The following is a 16,006-nucleotide window of genomic DNA, read 5'->3' on the forward strand; positions in this document are numbered from 1 at the left end:
GTCATGCTGTCAGTCCTCGACGTACAGATATTGGGTCTGCTGGCCGTCGTTGATGTTGAGCGTGCGCTTGCCGTCTTTCGTCCCGACGAGTGCCTCGACGCCGATATTGCCCGGGCCGACCGAGACGATCGACATGCTGCCGTCGGCGTTCTTGCGCGTGGCGATCGGCCCCTCGACGAAGCCGGCCTTGATCCATTTCTGGCCGTTTTTCTCACTGACCGTGATCTGACCGACCGACGGGTCGCTATAGTGGCCGGCGAGGCCCGCCAGCACTGCGGCATCGCCCGGATAGGTCAGCCGCTCGCGCTTCGCGCTGGCCTGCGCCTTGATCCGCGTGGCCGCGGCGGTGATGTCGCGCGCCGCCTCGGGCTGTCCGTCGTAGAGTATTTCGAGCAGGCGGCGGAGTGTCGGCGCCAGCATCGACGCGCCCGGATCGCTGTTGGTCAGGATCACGAGGCCGACGCCGGACTCGGGAAGCGCAAACCAGGTGCTGTGATAGCCCAACAGCGTCCCGCCATGCGTGACGACCTGTACCCCCGAGGCGTCGCGCTGGAACAGGCCCATGCCGTACCAGCTGTCGGGTCCGACCTGGACGCCCTTTTCGCGCCGCGCGAGGAGGTTGGTCTCGCTTACGACGCGCTTGCCGTCGAGCATGCCCTTGCCGAGTTCGAGCTGGACATAGCGGACCATGTCAGCGGTGGTGGAAAAGGCCGCGCCCGCGGGACGATAGGGATAGGGCGCCCAGTTGAAGTCGTTCGACATCAGCGTCACCTTGCCGTCGATGTCGAGGCCGTGCGGTGCCGCCCAATTGCCCGCCATGCCCTCGGCATAATCGAAGCTGCTGTCCTTCATGCCGAGCGGCTTGAAGACCTTCTCTTCCATCGCGCGGTCATAGGCGGCGCCGAATTCCATCTTCGGGTAGAGGATATGCCCGCCGACATAGCCGGCCGCCGAGGCGAGCTGGTTGTTATACTGGAATAGGTCGCCGAACTTGCTGGTCGGCATCGTCGCGGCAAGCTGCGCGAAAGTGTCCGCCGCGGGCTGCCCCTTGTCGGCGAGGATGAAACTGAAGTCCTTGCGCGGCAGGCCGGTACAGGCGCAGATCAGATGCTTGACGAGCACCGACTTGGTGACCTCGTCATTGCCAAGCCGGAACGCGGGATAGAGGTCGACGACCTTCTCGTCCCACCGAAGCTTGCCCTCATCGGCGATCGTCGAGAGGAGCAGCGTGGTCATCCCCTTGGTGTTCGACGCGATCATGAATTTGGTGTGCTCGTCGACCTTTTCGGGCGATCCGAGCGCGCGGACGCCGAAGCCGCCCTGCCACAGCACTTTGCCGTCATCGATCAGCGCAAAGCCGATGCCGGGGACCTCAAGCTCCTGCCGGCTCGCCTCGACAAAGTCGGTGAGCAGCTTGACGCGCTCGGGCGTCAGCTGGTGCGCGGTCTTGCCGGCGAAATTTTCCTTCTGGAAGCCGGCGGGACGCAGCCCCTGCGCGATCACCGACATCGCGGCCGAACGCTTGGCCGCTGTGCCCGCCGAACCATCGACGATCAGCACGGTCCAGGCGCTGCCCTTGCGCAGCGCCGACGCCGAGCGCGCGGCGCGCTCGGTCGGCAGCGTTTCATAGGCGAAGCTCACGCGCTCATCCCAGCCGTCGGCGGGAGGAGCGGCGGTGCTGGTGCGCTGCGTCGGTACGGCGCCCGGGCGGACGACCGCCCAGGCCTTGGCGGCGGCATCGGCGGCATCGACGGCCGCGCCGATCTCGGCGACGACGATGCGCAGGTCACTCTCGGGCGAGGTGAAGACGAGCGCGGGGCCTTGCTTCGATGCGGTCCAGTCCTTGGGCTGGACATATTGCACGCCGCTGGCGAGCTTGCCGGGCGTATCGGCCGCGACGGTCTGCGCAAGGGCCGCGACGGGGGCGCAGGAGAGCGCGAGTGCGATCAACAGCTTCATAATGGCTTCTCCTCAGGGCTGGACAAAATGATAGAGAACATGCGGTTGCGACGTGAAGGACAGGCGCCAGCGTCCCTCGGCGCCGTGGAACAGCAATTGCTCATAAGGGCCGCCGGCGCGGGCACCGGTCGCCCGTTCGAACCGCATCGGGCCGACGCGCTCCCAATAGCTGGCTTTCCCGTCGTTGGTGACCACAACCGCGTTCGGGCCCGCCGCGGCGATCTTCAGGTCGCGCTCGGGATCGGGGGCGCTCGCATAGTCGCGCCGGTTCACGCGATAGGCGCCGAGCGGCAATGTCTCGTTCGCGGGCGCGGCGACACGCGGGGCGGGGGCGACGGGGAATAGCCGGCCGATGATCGCCTCGGTCAGTTCGGTGCGCCCGCCATAGCTGCCCTCGCCGCCGGTCTCGGAGATGAAGAAGCCCAGCCCCGCCTCGGGCGCCAAAATCATGTTCGAATGGAAATCGCCGGTGTTGCCGCCGTGACCCACCATGCGCGGGCCTTTTTCGCGAACGACGAAGAAGCCGTGCGCCAAGCCGGGCAGGCCGGGGGCGTTGGCGACCGAGTTGGTCATCAGCAGTTTGACCGAGGCGGGTTTCAGGATGCGCGCCTTACCGAGCGCGCCGCCGTTCATCATCGCCATCATGAATCGCGCCATGTCGGGGCCGCTGCTCGTTCCCGACCCCGCGGGCATCACAGGGCTGAACAGTTCGAACGGCTCGGCGACCAGCCGTCCGTCCTTGACCTGATAACCCAACGCCATGCGCGGCGCGAGCGCGGCGGGCAAAGGTTCGCGAAAGGTCGTCGCATTCATGCCGAGCGGCGCGAAGATATGCTTTTCGACATAATCGGGAAAGGCCTCGCCCGACACGCGCTCGACGATATAGCCCGCGAGGACCGAGCCATAGTTCGAATAGGAGGTCTCGGTCCCGGGCCGCCAAAGCCGTGCCGGAATATGCGTCTTCATCCATTCGACATAGGGCTGGATCTTGTCGGGCGTCGGCGCGGTCAGCCCGCCGACGTCGCTCATTCCCGGCGTGTGCGACAAAAGGTCGCGCACGCGGATCGGCTGGCCTTCATATGCGGGAATCTGGAAATCGAGATATTTGTTCACATCGGCGTCGAGGTCGACGCGGCCCGCCTCGACCTGTTGCAGCAGCGCGCTCCACGTGAACATCTTCGACACCGACCCCGGCCGGAACAAAGTCTGCTGCCCGTCGACCGCGATGCCCTTGTCGATATCGGCAAAGCCGTAGCCGCGCGAGAACAGGACCTTGTCGCGGTAGACGACGGTGACCACCGCGCCCGCGACCTCGCGCGTCGCGATCTGCTGCGCCATCACGCCGTCGACGAAATCGGCGAGCCCGGCGATCCGGTCCTGCGGGATGCTGTAGCTGGTTTCGGTGGCCGCTTGCGCCATCGCGTTGGATGGCAGGGCGATCGAGCCGAGCAGCGCGGCGGCGAATGCGGTACGGCGCAGGGCCGGGAGTCGGGTCATGCAAGATCTCCGAAGGTCAGGGACTTCATGCGAGGCAGCTGTCGACGAGCGCGTCGAACGCAGGCCCGCCGCGGATCGGATCGGCGACCGGCAAGCCGAGCCGCACGCTCTCGCGCGCCATCAGTTCGGCCGCGGACGCCGCATCGAGCGCCGAGGTGTTGAAGGCGAAGCCGCCGCACCGGATCGCGGGGTTGGTCCGCCGGCCGAGCCGCATCGTGAGCTCGACGACTTCTTCGACGCTGGTCAGCGTATAGCCCGCGGTGCCGAGCATCTCGGTGCGGCCGGGCTCGTGGCAGACGACGAAGACATCGGGCTGGCTGCCGTGGAGCAGCCCCAGCGACACCGCTGCATAGGCTGGGTGCGTCAGCGCGCCCTGACCCTCGATCACGTCCCAATGGTCCGCGGGCGCGTCGGGCGAGAGCAACTCGGCGGCGCCGGCCTCGAAATCGGAAACGACCGCGTCCATCGCGATGCCGCCGCCGGCGATCATAATCCCCGTCTGCCCGCTCGCGCGGAAATCACTGTCGATGCCGCGCGCCTTGAGGGCGCGGTGCAGCGCCAGCGCGGTATATTTCTTGCCGAGCGCGCAGTCGGTGCCGACGGTCAGCAGCCGCTTGCCGCTGCGCTTGCGACCGGTGCCGACGGGGATATGCGGCGGCGGCACGCGCACGTCGATCAGCTGGCGGCCGAGCCGGTGCGCCGCTTCGGCGAGTTCGGGGATGTCGGTGAGGCGCATGTGCATGCCCGCGATCAGGTCGAGCCCCGCCTCCAGTGCCCCGACCAGCGACGCGCGCCAGTTCGCGGGGATCACGCCGCCGAGGTTGGCGACACCGATCACCAGCGCCCGCGCACCACGCGCCCGCGCTTCGGCGGCGGTGAGCGCCTCCAGCCCGGTGGTGACCGTGGCGCCCGGCAGCCGCAGCTCGCCGACGCATTTGTCAGGCGCCCAATCCTTCAGCCCGAAGGCGGTCTTTGCAAAACCAGGGATGGTCGTGTCGCCGAGGAACAGCACATAGGGCTGCGGCAGCACAAGCGCACCGGCGAGGCGTTCGGTCAGCGCGTTCATCAGCCGCCCCACGTCGCGGTCAGCAGCCGTTGGAAATTGCCGCCGAGCACCGCGAGGATGTTCGCGTCGGAATATTTGCGGCGCAGCAGTTCCTCGGTCAGGTCGAACATCTTGAGCGGATGGTCGAACCCGTCGACGTCGATCTTCTCGCGAAAGGCGTAGCTGTCCTTATAGGCGCCGCGCAGCATCTTGTTCATTTCGGGCGAGGTGTCGTCATAGCCATAAAGGTCGGAATCGGTGCCGACGCCGACATGGTCGATCCCGACCAGCTTCACGACATGGTCGATATGATCGGCATAATTCACGATCGTCGTCGGGTCGGTCTTGCTCACGAAATTGCGCACCCCGGTGATGCCCATCACCCCGCCCTTGGCGGCGAGCGCCTTGATCGCCTCGTCGGTCTTGACGCGCGGGTGATCGATCAGCGCGCGGCAATTGCTGTGCGTGATCGCGATCGGCTTCGGCGAAATTTCGATTGCATCTAAGGTTGTGCGGTCGCCGCAATGCGACACGTCGACGAGCATGCCGACCTCGTTCATCGCCTTGATGATCTCGACCCCGAAATCGCTCACGCCGCCGTCGACGCGTTCGGTCGATCCCGATCCGATGCGGTTCTGCGAATTATAAGTGAGCTGCGCGCAGCGCTGGCCGATCTCATAAAAGGTCTTGACGTCGGCGGCGCGATTGAAATGGTCGGCATTCTGCAGCCCCATGATGACCGCGACCTTGCCGTCCTTTTTGGCGCGCAGGATGTCGGCGAATTTGTCGACCCCGGTGAAGACATGGCTGTTGCGCGCAATGAAATTGCCCCAGATCGCGAAGAAGCTGAGCGCCTGCTCCTTCGCCGTCGGGCCGCCGATGCCGACCGCATGGTGGATGGCGTTGATGCCGCTGGCGCGAAAGTCGGCGGTTTCCTTTTCGCTCAGCGCCTTGGTGTAATAGCTGGGGTCGAAGTCGATCTTGATCGGCGCGAGCATGTCGACGACGACCGCGCGCTGGACCAGCTCGATCGCGCGCTTCGAATAGGCGCGGTTCGTCGCCGGATTGATCTGGAAATGCGCGCGCGCAACATAAGGCGCGGCGAGGGGGGCAGCGAGCGCCGCGCCCGCGGCGCAAATCGCCTGCCGTCGAGAAAATAGCATCATCATCCCCTGCTTTGTAATTTTCTGATCAGGACGATATTGTCCCATCAGGACTTCGTCAATCCATCGCTTTCGAATCTTGAAAAACCTCTTCGCTTTGCGCGCAAGCGGCGGGCGTGAGCGCCATAGCAGCGACGCCATCATCCCGGGTTTCGGCCCGATTCGACACCGGGGACCGACTGGCCTCATTGAAGATCATGGCAATTATGGGCCTAATTTCTCGCAAAAGAAATATATTGTCCTAAATAGGACATTATGGCAGCTTCCTTATGGGGAACAAAAAAAGCCGCCATCGAGCGGCCCAGCAAAAAGGGGTAGATGAGATGCATAAGGATAGAGGCAATCCCGGTTACCGGCTCGCGCGCGGCAGCAGCATTGCGGCGTTGGCGGCCGGATTATGGCTCGCCGTGCCGGCCGCGGCGCAGACCGTCGCCGAGACCGAGGCCACGGCCGACGAGGAAATCCTCGTCACGGGATCGCGCATCGCGCGCGCCGGTTTCGATCAGCCCACGCCCACGACGGTGATCGGCGAGGATGAATTGCGCCTCGGCGCGCGTCCGAACATCCAGCAGGTGCTGAACGACCTGCCGCAAATCCGCCCGACGACCACGCCCACCGTATCGAACGGCAACACCTCCACCGGCACCGCGCCCGTCGACATGCGCGGCCTGGGTGTCAACCGCACGCTGGTGTTGCTCGACGGCCGCCGCTTCGTCGGCGAGGGCAATCTGAACTTCATCCCGGCGAATCTGGTCGAGCGCGTCGAGGTTGTGACCGGCGGCGCCTCGGCCGCCTGGGGCTCGGGCGCGGTCGCGGGCGTCGTCAACATCCTTCTCGACAAGGATTATGACGGCCTGTCGATCGGCGGCAATGTCGGCGTTTCGTCGCGCGGCGACGGGTTCCGCTATGGTTTCGATGCGAAATTCGGCACCGGCTTCGCCGACGGACGCGGCCATTTCATCATCGGCGGCGAATATGTCAAAGACCGCGGCGTGATCAACCGCAGCACGCGCCCGAACCTCAACAGCCCCGATTTCATTCCGTCGGGCACGGGGTCGGAACTGGTCCGCGACGTGAACTTCGGCAATGTCACGCTGGGCGGCCTGATCACCAGCGGCGTGCTCGCCGGACAGACGTTCAACGCCGACGGAACGCTGCGGCCTTTCGCGCGCGGCACGAGCGTCGGTGCGGGCGCTTTCCCGCTGCGGATGGTCGGCGGCGCGGACGGCATCAACCTCTATGACACCATTCCCGTCTCCTCGCCTTTCGAGCGGCTGAGCACCTACGCCCGGCTGAGTTATGAGGTAGGCGACGCGACCTTCTGGGTCGACGGCAGCTACGCACGTTCGCTGTCGGACGCGCCCTTCTTCGGCGATTATACGGTCGGCGGGGCGCTGGGCCTGCCGTACCTCACGATCCAGGCGAACAACCCCTATCTGTCGACCGCGATCCGCGATCGGCTCGCCGCCGCAGGCGAGACGAGTTTCACCTTCGGCCGCTATTTCAACGACATCCTTCAACTGCAGTTCCGCGGCGAGCGGGTCAGCAAGGAAGGCGCGATCGGCGTCGACGGCACGTTCGGCAAGGGCTTCCGCTACAAGGCCTGGTACAGCCACGGCGAGGTCGACAGCGAACAGTCGATGGGCAACTCGCGATTGGTCCGGCAGTTCAGCAACGCGATCAATGCGGTGTCGAGCGGCGGGCAAATCGTCTGCGGCATCAATGCCGACGCGGACCCGACGAATAACGATCCCGCGTGCCGGCCGCTCAATCCCTTCGGCGCATTGAACGCGTCGCCCGAGGCGCGCGACTATGTCACCGGGGCGCAGCAATCGTTCGAAACCCGAAAGCTCGATTCGGTGGGCGCCGAAATTCAGGGCGATCTCTTTTCCTTGTGGGCCGGCCCGGTGACCGTCGCGATCGGCGCCGAGGCACGCTGGGAGGAACAGGTCTCGTCGCGCGACGATTTCACGATCGCGAACGCCAGCAACTTCGGCATCCTCGTCTTTTCGACGCCCACGTCGGGCGGGTTCAACGTCAAGGAGGCGTTCGGCGAAGTCCTGTTCCCGCTGCTCAAACTCGAAAATGCGGTCGAAATCGACCTGAGCGGCGCCGCGCGCTATTCGGATTACAGCACCAGCGGCGGCATCTGGACGTGGAAAGCCGGGGGCACCGCGCGGCTGTTTGGCGACCTGCTGCTGCGCGCAACGCGCTCGCGCGACATCCGCTCGCCGGGCATCGGCGAATTGTTCGCACTCCGCGCGATCAACATCGGGCCGCTCAACGATCAGGACAGGGCCGGGCGAGCCGCGGCCAACCCCGCATATAATCCGCAGCCGTCGACCGTGACGACATTCACCGGCGGCAACCCCAATCTGGTGCCGGAAGTGAGCTACACGACGGCGATCGGCGCAACATATTCGCCGTCCTTCCTGCGCGGCTTCAGCGCTTCGGTCGATTATTACAAGATCAAGATCGACGGTGCGGTCACGGCGCTGAACGGATCGAACCTCACGCTCCTGTGCTCGCGCGGGGTCACATCCGCCTGCGACAGCATCACGCGCGACGCGACGGGGACGGTTACCCAGGTGGCTGCAACCCAGCAGAATATCGCGAGCTTCGAGACGAGCGGGCTCGACATGGAGGCATCCTATGTCGTCAACCTGTCGAACGTCAGTGCGGGTCTGCCGGGCAGCCTGCGTATCCGCGCGCTGGCGACCTATGTCGACAAGCTGGTGTTCGATACCGGCGTTACCCGCGTCGAGACCGCGGGCGATGTCGGCGATTCGGTGCTGCGCGCGACGCCCAAATGGCGCGGCACGCTCAGCGCGACCTATGAGGATGACAATGTCGGGTTCGACATCCGCGCGCGGTACATCGATGGCGGCAATTTTGACCGGACGCGCACGACGCTGATCAACAACAGGATCGCGTCGCGGACCTATGTCGACCTCGGCGCGCGGTTCAAGATCGACGATCGCTTCATGCTGTTCGGCAATGTGAACAATCTGTTCGACCGCGATCCGCCGCTCATCACCGTCAACAGCACGCTGTACGACGTCGTCGGGCGCTACGTTACCGTCGGCGCGAAGGTCGATTTCTAATCGGATCCGTTTTCGGGGCAGTTCGAAGCAAGGTCACGCAGTCCCGGCCTTGCTTCGGCTGCCCCGAGGAGGGCGTCAGGGCCGGGCGGCGGTGACGATGATTTCCACGCGGTAGTCGGGGGTTGCCAGACGGACTTCGCCGGTCGCCCGCGTCGGCGCATTGGCGCCGCCAATCCATTCTTCCCAAACCACGTTCATCGCGGCGAAATCGGCCATGTCGGCCAGCCAGACCATGGCCGTGAGCAGGTGCGATTTATCGGTGCCGGCCTCGGCGAGCAATTCGTCGATCGACGCGAGAATGGCGCGCGTTTGCGCGGTCGCGTCCTCGCCCGGTGCGGCGACCTGGCCAGCCAGATAGACGATGCCGCCATGGATCACGGCCTGGCTCATGCGCGGGCCCGAATGCAGGCGTTCGATGCTCATAGGAATCTCCTTTGTTGGGGTTTGTCGAGGGGCGGATGACAGGTCAGGGCCGCTTCGGCAATTTGATCCTGCGTGCGGTGCCGTCGCGTCGCGGACCGGCGGCGCCTGCAAGGCGTTTCTGAAACCACTGAAATAGGCTGATGGTGCCGGCTACAGGATTCGAACCCGTGGCCCCCTGATTACAAATCAGGTGCTCTACCAACTGAGCTAAGCCGGCACGGCTGATCGCCCCTTAGCATTATTCGGCCGGATGGAAACATCCGACGTTGGGAAAATGCGCCGAACATAAAATCCTCAGATGATGCCAAAGGTCCAGCCCTCGGTTCGCGCAAGGCGGTCCGTCAGCGGCGAAGGCGACCAGGGCGCGGCGTCGCCAGCGATCGCGCGCAGCCAGGTGGCGGTCAGCAGCGCGTCGCTCGCATGGTCGCTGACCGGCCCCGTCAAGCTGCAGGGCGGCGAACCCAGCGCCGCGAGCGCCGCGTCGAGCGCCGCGCCGTCGCGGATCTTGCTGCGCCCCGGGGGCAGTCCGGCCGCGCGCGCGGCAAGGCTGGTGTAGATTTCGACCAGCATCGGCCCCGCCGCGGGCACCGGATCGCCGGGCCACAGCGGGATGCGGCGCGCCAGCCGGTGGAGCAGGCGCATGCCCGACAGGCTCGCCTTGCCGACCTGCGCCGCGCCGACGAGGTTGAAATTGCTGACGCTCGCCGCCTGCTTCGTCGCGCGCTGGTGATGCTCGACGACGCGCAGCCGCCCCGCGCCGGCTTCGAACAGATCGCCGGCCTCGCCGCGCTGGCGGAAATGCCGCCGCGCCTCGGAGTGCGTTAGGAATCCGCCCGCTTCATAATGCGGATCGCCGCCCGCCAGATGTTCGACGAGCGCCCATAGCGCGCGCATGTCGGCCGGACTTTCAGCCCAGCCGGGGAAATAGGCGCCATGGTCGGCAAAGGCGAAGGCGGCCGAAAAGTCGAAACCGATCAGCATATTCTCGCCCGCCGCCGCGACGCCCTCCAGCCAATCGAGGATTTCGGCGCGCGACCAGATATGCCCCGGCCGCACCAGTGCGGGCGCTGCGCTGCCGCTCGCGACCGCCAGGGCGATCCCGCGCTGGCGCGGACCGCGGGCGCCCGACCAGTCGAGCGCGGCAAAATGGGTGAAAGGACGCATCGCCGCGCCTTAGCGCATCCATGTCGTCTTGCACAAAGCCTCGCTCGGCCCCACATGCACCCCATGCTGATCGAAACCGAATCGACGCCCAATCCTGCGACGCTCAAATTCCTGCCCGGCCGGGCGGTGATGGAGGCGGGAACCCGCGACTTTGCGAGCCCCGAAGAGGCCGAGGCGTCGCCGCTCGCGAGCGCGCTTTTCTCGCTTGGCGACGTGACGGGCGTCTTCTTCGGCCGCGATTTCGTGTCGGTGACGATCGCGCCCGGCGCCGAATGGGCCGATGTGAAGCCCGATGTGCTCGGTATCGTGATGGATCACTTTCTCGCCGACGTGCCGCTGTTCAACGCCGCAAGCGCGGGCTTTTCGGTTCCGGCCGAGGATGAGGCCGGCTTTGCCGACGATCCGGCCGACGCCGACATCATCGAGCAGATCAAGGAGCTGATCGAAACGCGCGTCCGCCCCGCGGTCGCCAACGACGGCGGCGACATCGTCTATCGCGGTTTCGACAAGGGCAATGTCTATCTAAAGATGCAGGGCGCGTGCGCGGGATGCCCGTCCTCGACCGCGACGCTGAAGAATGGCATCGAGTCCCTCTTGAAACATTATGTGCCTGAGGTAACGGCAGTCCACGCCGTCTGACCAAAATCATTTCAGGAGATAACCCATGAGCGAGCCGCTTTCCGACAGCGCTCTCGACCAGCTGTTTCGTACCGCGCGCACCTATAATGGCTATCTCGACAAGCCGGTTTCGGAAACGCAGCTGCACGCGATCTGGGATCTGGTGAAATTCGGCCCGACCAGCGCCAACAGCCTGCCGGCGCGGATCGTCTGGTGCGTGACCGACGAGGCGAAGGCGAAGCTCGCCGCGTTCGCGATACCGGGGAACGAGGAAAAGATCCTGAAGGCGCCGGTCACCGCGATCATCGCGAGCGACAATGAATTTTACGAAAATCTGCCCGAATTTTTCCCGCATACCGACGCGCGCAGCTGGTTCGTGGGCAATGAGGCGCTGGCGCAGACGACGGCTTTCCGCAATGCCACGCTCCAGGGCGCTTATTTCATCCTCGCCGCGCGTGCACTCGGGCTCGATACCGGGCCGATGTCGGGGTTCAACAACGCCGGGGTCGACGAGGCCTTCTTTGCCGACCAGCCGAATGTGAAGAGCAATTTCATCTCGACCCTCGGCTATGGCGATGCCGCGACGATCTTCGATCGCAGCCCGCGCCCCGATTTCGCCCGCTTCAACCGTATCGCCTGAGCGCGTTCCACCACTATGCGGTATCTGGTCATCGATTCGGCGAGTGAGGCCTGTTCGGTGGCGCTGCTGGAGGCCGGAGCGGTCGTCGACCATCGCCACGAGGTGATCGGCCGCGGCCATGCCGAACGGCTGGTTCCGCTGATCGCCGAACTCGCGGACGGCGGCCGCGCCGACGTCATCGTCGCGGGATGCGGCCCGGGCAGTTTTGCCGGGGTCCGGATCGGCGTGGCGGCGGCGCGCGCGCTCGCGCTCGGCTGGCAGGTGCCCGTGCATGGCTTTTCGACGCTCGCGCTCGTTGCGGCCGGCGCCGCCGATGATATCGCGGCCGCCGGCGGCGCGCTGGTGGTGATGGAGGGCGGGCACGGCCAATGGTTCGTCCAGCCGTTCGCGGCCGACCTGACGCCGCGCGGCGAGATTCGCTCGCTCCTTCCCGACGACGCCGTCCTGATCGGCGACGAGCTGGTCGTCGGCAATCGCGCCGAGCCCTTTGTCGCGCGGCGCGGCGCCGGGCGCGCGCTGGCGGCACTGCCCGACGCGCGCGCCTTCCTGCGGCTGCCGCCCGCTTTGCTGATCGATCAGCCCAGCCCGATTTACGGCCGCGCACCCGATGCCAAGCCGATGGCGCCGGCATGACGGGCGCCATCCGCCTCGCCACCGCGCGCGTCGGCGATCTCGCCGCGGTGATGCGCGTGATGGAGGCCGCGTTCGAGCCCGCTTATGGCGAAGCGTGGAGCGGCGCGCAGCTTTTGACCTTGTTCGCGCTGCCCTCGGCGCGCGTGTGCCTCGCGTGGGACGGCGATCATGCGTGCGGCTTCTCGGCGGCGCGCATCGCCGGGCCCGAAAGCGAATTATTGTTGCTCGCGGTCGACCCGCTGTTTCGCGGCCGCGGTATCGGTGCATTACTGATCGACGACTGGCGCGCATGGGCGGCCGAACAGGGCGCCGAAGACTATTTTCTTGAAATGCGCGCCGATAATGACGCGGTTCATCTCTACGCGAGCGCGGGGTTTGCAGAGTGCGGCCGGCGGCCGGCCTATTACCGCGGCAATGACGGGGTGGTTCGCGACGCAATTACGATGCGCCAGTCGGCACGCGACGAAAAGGCGGACTGATCCGTCATTGCGGAATTCCATCCAAAGTGGCAGTATTCTGGCTGGCGGAAGAACAAATCCAATATTCGCCGGCATGTCTTCTGGGTAAAATAAACAAGGAATAGTCTCATGTCCGACCAAGCCGATACCAACGAGATGCTCGTTACGCTTACTGCTGACATCGTCGCCGCGCACGTCAGCAACAACAGCGTCGCCATTTCGGACCTCTCCATTTTGATAAATAATGTGCACGCGGCGCTGTCGGGGCTCGGCACCGAACCGGTCGTCGAGGAAAAGCTGGTGCCGGCGGTGTCGATCCGCACCTCGGTCAAGCCCGACTATATCGTCTGTCTCGAGGACGGCAAAAAGCTCAAGATGCTGCGCCGCCACCTGATGACGCATTATGGTATGACCCCTGACGATTATCGCGCGAAATGGGGTCTGCCCGCCGACTATCCGATGGTCGCGCCGAACTATGCCGAAAAGCGCCGCGCGCTGGCCAAGGAAATCGGCCTCGGCACCAAGGGCCGCGGCGGCGGGCGCAAGCGCAAGCCCAAGGCCTGATACTTGCGATAAATCGCTCCAGCCGGAGCAGGGAAGGGCGGCGTCGTAGGGGTGCCGCCCTTGTCCTATTCGCGGGGCGTGCCTATACAGTTTGTAACAAAGACAGACACGGCTGCATCTGCAGGAAAGGCAAGCATGTCCGGCAATATCGATCTCGAAGCCCTGTGCCACGAAAAGGGGCTGCGCATCACCGAACAGCGTCGCATCATTGCGCGCGTCATCTCGGATTCGGAGGATCATCCCGACGTCGAGACGCTGTATGAACGCGCGTCAAAGGTCGACAGCGGCATCTCGATCGCCACCGTCTACCGCACCGTCCGCCTGTTCGAAGAGGCGGGCATTCTCGACCGCCACGATTTCGGCGACGGCCGCTCGCGCTACGAAGCCGCGCCCGAGGCGCATCACGATCATCTGATCGACGTCGAAACGGGCAAGGTGATCGAATTCGTCGATCCCGAGCTCGAGGCGTTGCAAAAGGTGATCGCCGAACGACTGGGCTACCGCCTCGTCGACCATCGCATGGAGCTTTATGGTGTCGCCATCGATCGCAAGCGCGACTGATCGCGCCTCGATCACCTGGCGGACGGTCGCCCGTCTCGCCTTGATGGTGCTGACGCTGCTGTTTCTGATCGTCCCGCACCTCCTCTACCGCGCTGCCCGTCGCCCGTCGCCGATGGTGATGGCCTTCCTGAATGCCGTGGGCTGGATCGCCGGGCTGCGCATCCGCACGACGGGGACGCGGCTCAGGCGCAACGTCCTGTTCGTGTCGAACCATGTCAGCTGGCTCGACATTCTCGCATTGGGCGGCGCCGCGCGCTCGGCGTTCGTGTCGAAGGCCGAGGTCGGTGAAACGCCGCTCGTCGGCTGGCTCGCCGACCAGAACCACACCATCTATGTCCAGCGCGAGGCGCGGCGCGAGATTCACAATCAGGCGAACGAGCTGCGGGGTGCGCTCGCGCGCGGCCGTCCGGTGACGCTCTTTCCCGAAGGCACGACGGGGCCCGGTGACGGCCTGCTGCCCTTCCGCGCCTCGCTGTTCCAGGCGGTGATCCCGACGCCGCCGAACCTGCGCGTGCAGCCGGTATTTCTCGATTACGGGCACGAGGCGAACGACATCGCCTGGCTCGATCCCGAATCGGGGCTCGATAATTTCAAGCGGCTGCTCGCGCGCAAGCGCCCGGTCCACCTGACAATCCACTATCTCGATCCCTTGCCCGATATCGTCGAGGGCGACCGCAAGCTGCTCGCCGAGGCCGCGCGCGCCTCGATCGCGGCCGAAATCGCACGGTCTTCCGCCGGCGCGCCGCATCGCCTATAGCGCGCCGATGAAATCCGACTCCCCCAAGACTTTTCACGTCAAATCCTTCGGCTGCCAGATGAACGTCTATGACGGCGAGCGCATGGCCGAGATGCTGGGCGCCGAGGGCTATGTGGCCGCCGCCGACGGCGCCGACGCCGACCTCGTCGTGCTCAACACGTGCCACATCCGCGAGAAAGCGGCCGAGAAGGTCTATTCGGACATCGGCCGGCTGAAGCGCGCCGACGGCAGCCGTCCGACGATCGCCGTCGCGGGCTGCGTCGCGCAAGCCGAGGGCGCCGAAATCGCGCGCCGCGCGCCGACCGTCGATGTCGTCGTCGGCCCGCAGGCGTACCACCGCCTCCCCGACCTGATCGCCCGCGCCGCGCGCGGCGAGAAAGCCGTCGACCTCGACATGCCGCTCGAGAGCAAGTTCGGCGCGCTGCCCAAACGCGCGGGCGGCCAGCGCCCGACCGCCTTCCTGACCGTGCAGGAAGGCTGCGACAAATTCTGCACTTACTGCGTCGTGCCCTACACGCGCGGCGCCGAGATCAGCCGCCCGTTCGCCGACCTGATCGCCGAGGCGCGCGCGCTCGTCGCGGGCGGGGTGCGCGAAATCACCTTGCTCGGCCAGAACGTCAACGCGTGGGACGGCGAGGACGACAAGGGCCGGGCGATCGGCCTCGACGGGCTGATCCGCGAACTCGCGCGCGAGGATGGGCTGGAGCGCATCCGCTATACCACCAGCCACCCCAACGACATGACCGACGGGTTGATCGCCGCGCATGGCGAAATCGACAAGCTGATGCCCTTCCTCCATCTGCCGGTGCAGGCGGGCAGCGACCGCATTCTCGCGGCAATGAACCGCAGCCATTCGGTCGAAAGCTATCTGAAAATCATCGAACGCGTCCGTGCCGTGCGCCCCGACATCGCGATTTCGGGCGACTTCATCGTCGGCTTCCCGGGTGAAAGTGACGCCGATTTCGAGGCGACGCTCGATATCGTCCGCGCGACCAATTATGCGATGGCATACAGCTTCAAATATTCGCGCCGCCCCGGCACCCCCGCCGCGACGATGGACGGCCAGATCGACGAAGCGGTGCTCAACGACCGCCTCCAGCGGCTGCAGGCTTTGCTCAACGAACAGCAGCAGGCGTTCAACGAGGCGACCGTTGGCCGCACGACGCGTCTGCTTCTCGAACGCAAGGGCAAGCTCGAAGGCCAGTTGATCGGCAAGTCGCCCTGGCTCCAGTCGGTGCACGTCATCGCGCCGGGGCTCAAGATCGGCGACATGATAGATGTACGCATCACCTCGGCCGGCGCCAACAGCGTCGGCGCCGAAGCGCTGACGGAAGAGGTCGCCTAGTGCGCTTGGCGGAACCTGTCTCCCCGAAGACACACTCCGCCTCCTTCCGTCGCATTCGCAGCCCGCAAGTCATGG

Annotated in this window: 15 protein-coding genes and 1 tRNA gene; 9 read left to right on the forward strand and 7 right to left on the reverse strand. The window is 65.6% G+C overall.

The window, feature by feature from the left end; translation table 11 throughout:
• Positions 1-9 precede the first annotated feature (9 nt).
• Genes FG91_RS18480 through FG91_RS18495 form a run of 4 tightly spaced genes read right to left on the reverse strand, consistent with a single transcriptional unit; the run spans position 10 to position 5,667 of the window.
• A complete protein-coding gene (locus tag FG91_RS18480) occupies positions 10-1,959 on the reverse strand; it encodes a serine hydrolase domain-containing protein (protein ID WP_037517975.1) in 1,950 nt (649 codons plus the stop codon).
• A 12-nt stretch (positions 1,960-1,971) separates the two neighbouring features.
• Positions 1,972-3,456, reverse strand: a complete 1,485-nt coding sequence (locus FG91_RS18485) for a serine hydrolase domain-containing protein (RefSeq protein ID WP_052187884.1) — start codon at positions 3,454-3,456, stop codon at positions 1,972-1,974.
• Positions 3,457-3,481: 25 nt separating this feature from the next.
• Positions 3,482-4,522 (reverse strand): DUF1611 domain-containing protein, encoded by a 1,041-nt coding sequence (locus FG91_RS18490; RefSeq protein WP_037518070.1) that lies wholly within the window; start codon positions 4,520-4,522, stop codon positions 3,482-3,484.
• Positions 4,522-5,667 carry a dipeptidase gene (locus tag FG91_RS18495; RefSeq protein WP_235212095.1) on the reverse strand — a complete coding sequence of 382 codons (1,146 nt, stop codon included), beginning with the start codon at positions 5,665-5,667 and terminating at the stop codon, positions 4,522-4,524. Before FG91_RS18495 ends, FG91_RS18490 begins: the two co-directional genes overlap by 1 nt.
• Positions 5,668-5,987: 320 nt before the next feature.
• Here FG91_RS18495 and FG91_RS18500 point away from each other — a divergent pair, with 320 nt between their 5' ends.
• Complete coding sequence (locus FG91_RS18500; protein WP_037517981.1) at positions 5,988-8,768, forward strand: TonB-dependent receptor plug domain-containing protein; 2,781 nt, start codon at positions 5,988-5,990, stop codon at positions 8,766-8,768.
• A gap of 75 nt (positions 8,769-8,843) precedes the next feature.
• On the opposite strand, the gene FG91_RS18505 is transcribed toward FG91_RS18500, so the two are convergent.
• The 3 genes from FG91_RS18505 to FG91_RS18515 all read right to left on the reverse strand — a co-directional run bounded on the left by FG91_RS18505 (position 8,844) and on the right by FG91_RS18515 (position 10,355).
• Complete coding sequence (locus tag FG91_RS18505; protein WP_037517985.1) at positions 8,844-9,191, reverse strand: RidA family protein; 348 nt, start codon at positions 9,189-9,191, stop codon at positions 8,844-8,846.
• 141 nt (positions 9,192-9,332) lie between these two features.
• Positions 9,333-9,408: transfer RNA gene (locus FG91_RS18510), tRNA-Thr, on the reverse strand.
• A 77-nt stretch (positions 9,409-9,485) separates the two neighbouring features.
• The gene (locus FG91_RS18515) at positions 9,486-10,355 is read right to left on the reverse strand and encodes a hypothetical protein (RefSeq protein ID WP_037517986.1); all 870 of its coding nucleotides are present in this window, start codon (positions 10,353-10,355) and stop codon (positions 9,486-9,488) included.
• Positions 10,356-10,418: 63 nt separating this feature from the next.
• On the opposite strand from FG91_RS18515, the gene FG91_RS18520 reads away from it, so the two are divergent.
• The 8 genes from FG91_RS18520 to miaB all read left to right on the forward strand — a co-directional run bounded on the left by FG91_RS18520 (position 10,419) and on the right by miaB (position 15,931).
• Complete coding sequence (locus tag FG91_RS18520) at positions 10,419-10,994, forward strand: NifU family protein (protein WP_037517987.1); 576 nt, start codon at positions 10,419-10,421, stop codon at positions 10,992-10,994.
• A gap of 25 nt (positions 10,995-11,019) precedes the next feature.
• Positions 11,020-11,613, forward strand: coding sequence for a malonic semialdehyde reductase (locus tag FG91_RS18525; protein WP_037517990.1), 594 nt, complete (start codon positions 11,020-11,022; stop codon positions 11,611-11,613).
• A 15-nt stretch (positions 11,614-11,628) separates the two neighbouring features.
• Positions 11,629-12,246: a tRNA (adenosine(37)-N6)-threonylcarbamoyltransferase complex dimerization subunit type 1 TsaB gene (gene tsaB, locus FG91_RS18530; RefSeq protein WP_037517994.1), complete on the forward strand. Its 618-nt coding sequence runs from the start codon at positions 11,629-11,631 to the stop codon at positions 12,244-12,246.
• Complete coding sequence (locus FG91_RS18535) at positions 12,243-12,725, forward strand: GNAT family N-acetyltransferase (protein ID WP_037518002.1); 483 nt, start codon at positions 12,243-12,245, stop codon at positions 12,723-12,725. Before tsaB ends, FG91_RS18535 begins: the two co-directional genes overlap by 4 nt.
• Before the next feature lie 108 nt (positions 12,726-12,833).
• Positions 12,834-13,268, forward strand: a complete 435-nt coding sequence (locus FG91_RS18540) for a MucR family transcriptional regulator (RefSeq protein ID WP_037518005.1) — start codon at positions 12,834-12,836, stop codon at positions 13,266-13,268.
• Positions 13,269-13,403: 135 nt separating this feature from the next.
• Positions 13,404-13,829, forward strand: a complete 426-nt coding sequence (locus FG91_RS18545) for a Fur family transcriptional regulator (RefSeq protein ID WP_037518006.1) — start codon at positions 13,404-13,406, stop codon at positions 13,827-13,829.
• Positions 13,798-14,586: a lysophospholipid acyltransferase family protein gene (locus FG91_RS18550; protein ID WP_235212096.1), complete on the forward strand. Its 789-nt coding sequence runs from the start codon at positions 13,798-13,800 to the stop codon at positions 14,584-14,586. The genes FG91_RS18545 and FG91_RS18550 overlap by 32 nt, the downstream gene beginning before the upstream one ends.
• 7 nt (positions 14,587-14,593) lie before the next feature.
• Entirely contained in the window at positions 14,594-15,931 is a 1,338-nt protein-coding gene (miaB, locus tag FG91_RS18555) for a tRNA (N6-isopentenyl adenosine(37)-C2)-methylthiotransferase MiaB (protein ID WP_052187885.1), read from the forward strand.
• Positions 15,932-16,006 lie beyond the last annotated feature (75 nt).

It is taken from the genome of Sphingopyxis sp. LC81 (assembly GCF_000756375.1).
Classification (GTDB): Bacteria; Pseudomonadota; Alphaproteobacteria; order Sphingomonadales; family Sphingomonadaceae; genus Sphingopyxis.

Excerpts from the sequence above, each read along its gene's own strand:
- FG91_RS18480 (WP_037517975.1), bottom strand. The coding sequence starts at position 1,959 with ATGAAGCTGTTGATCGCACTCGCGCTCTCCTGCGCCCCCGTCGCGGCC.
- FG91_RS18485 (WP_052187884.1), bottom strand. The coding sequence starts at position 3,456 with ATGACCCGACTCCCGGCCCTGCGCCGTACCGCATTCGCCGCCGCGCTG.
- FG91_RS18490 (WP_037518070.1), bottom strand. The coding sequence starts at position 4,522 with ATGAACGCGCTGACCGAACGCCTCGCCGGTGCGCTTGTGCTGCCGCAG.
- FG91_RS18495 (WP_235212095.1), bottom strand. The coding sequence starts at position 5,667 with ATGATGCTATTTTCTCGACGGCAGGCGATTTGCGCCGCGGGCGCGGCG.
- FG91_RS18500 (WP_037517981.1), top strand. The coding sequence starts at position 5,988 with ATGCATAAGGATAGAGGCAATCCCGGTTACCGGCTCGCGCGCGGCAGC.
- FG91_RS18505 (WP_037517985.1), bottom strand. The coding sequence starts at position 9,191 with ATGAGCATCGAACGCCTGCATTCGGGCCCGCGCATGAGCCAGGCCGTG.
- FG91_RS18515 (WP_037517986.1), bottom strand. The coding sequence starts at position 10,355 with ATGCGTCCTTTCACCCATTTTGCCGCGCTCGACTGGTCGGGCGCCCGC.
- FG91_RS18520 (WP_037517987.1), top strand. The coding sequence starts at position 10,419 with ATGCTGATCGAAACCGAATCGACGCCCAATCCTGCGACGCTCAAATTC.
- FG91_RS18525 (WP_037517990.1), top strand. The coding sequence starts at position 11,020 with ATGAGCGAGCCGCTTTCCGACAGCGCTCTCGACCAGCTGTTTCGTACC.
- tsaB (WP_037517994.1), top strand. The coding sequence starts at position 11,629 with ATGCGGTATCTGGTCATCGATTCGGCGAGTGAGGCCTGTTCGGTGGCG.
- FG91_RS18535 (WP_037518002.1), top strand. The coding sequence starts at position 12,243 with ATGACGGGCGCCATCCGCCTCGCCACCGCGCGCGTCGGCGATCTCGCC.
- FG91_RS18540 (WP_037518005.1), top strand. The coding sequence starts at position 12,834 with ATGTCCGACCAAGCCGATACCAACGAGATGCTCGTTACGCTTACTGCT.
- FG91_RS18545 (WP_037518006.1), top strand. The coding sequence starts at position 13,404 with ATGTCCGGCAATATCGATCTCGAAGCCCTGTGCCACGAAAAGGGGCTG.
- FG91_RS18550 (WP_235212096.1), top strand. The coding sequence starts at position 13,798 with ATGGTGTCGCCATCGATCGCAAGCGCGACTGATCGCGCCTCGATCACC.
- miaB (WP_052187885.1), top strand. The coding sequence starts at position 14,594 with ATGAAATCCGACTCCCCCAAGACTTTTCACGTCAAATCCTTCGGCTGC.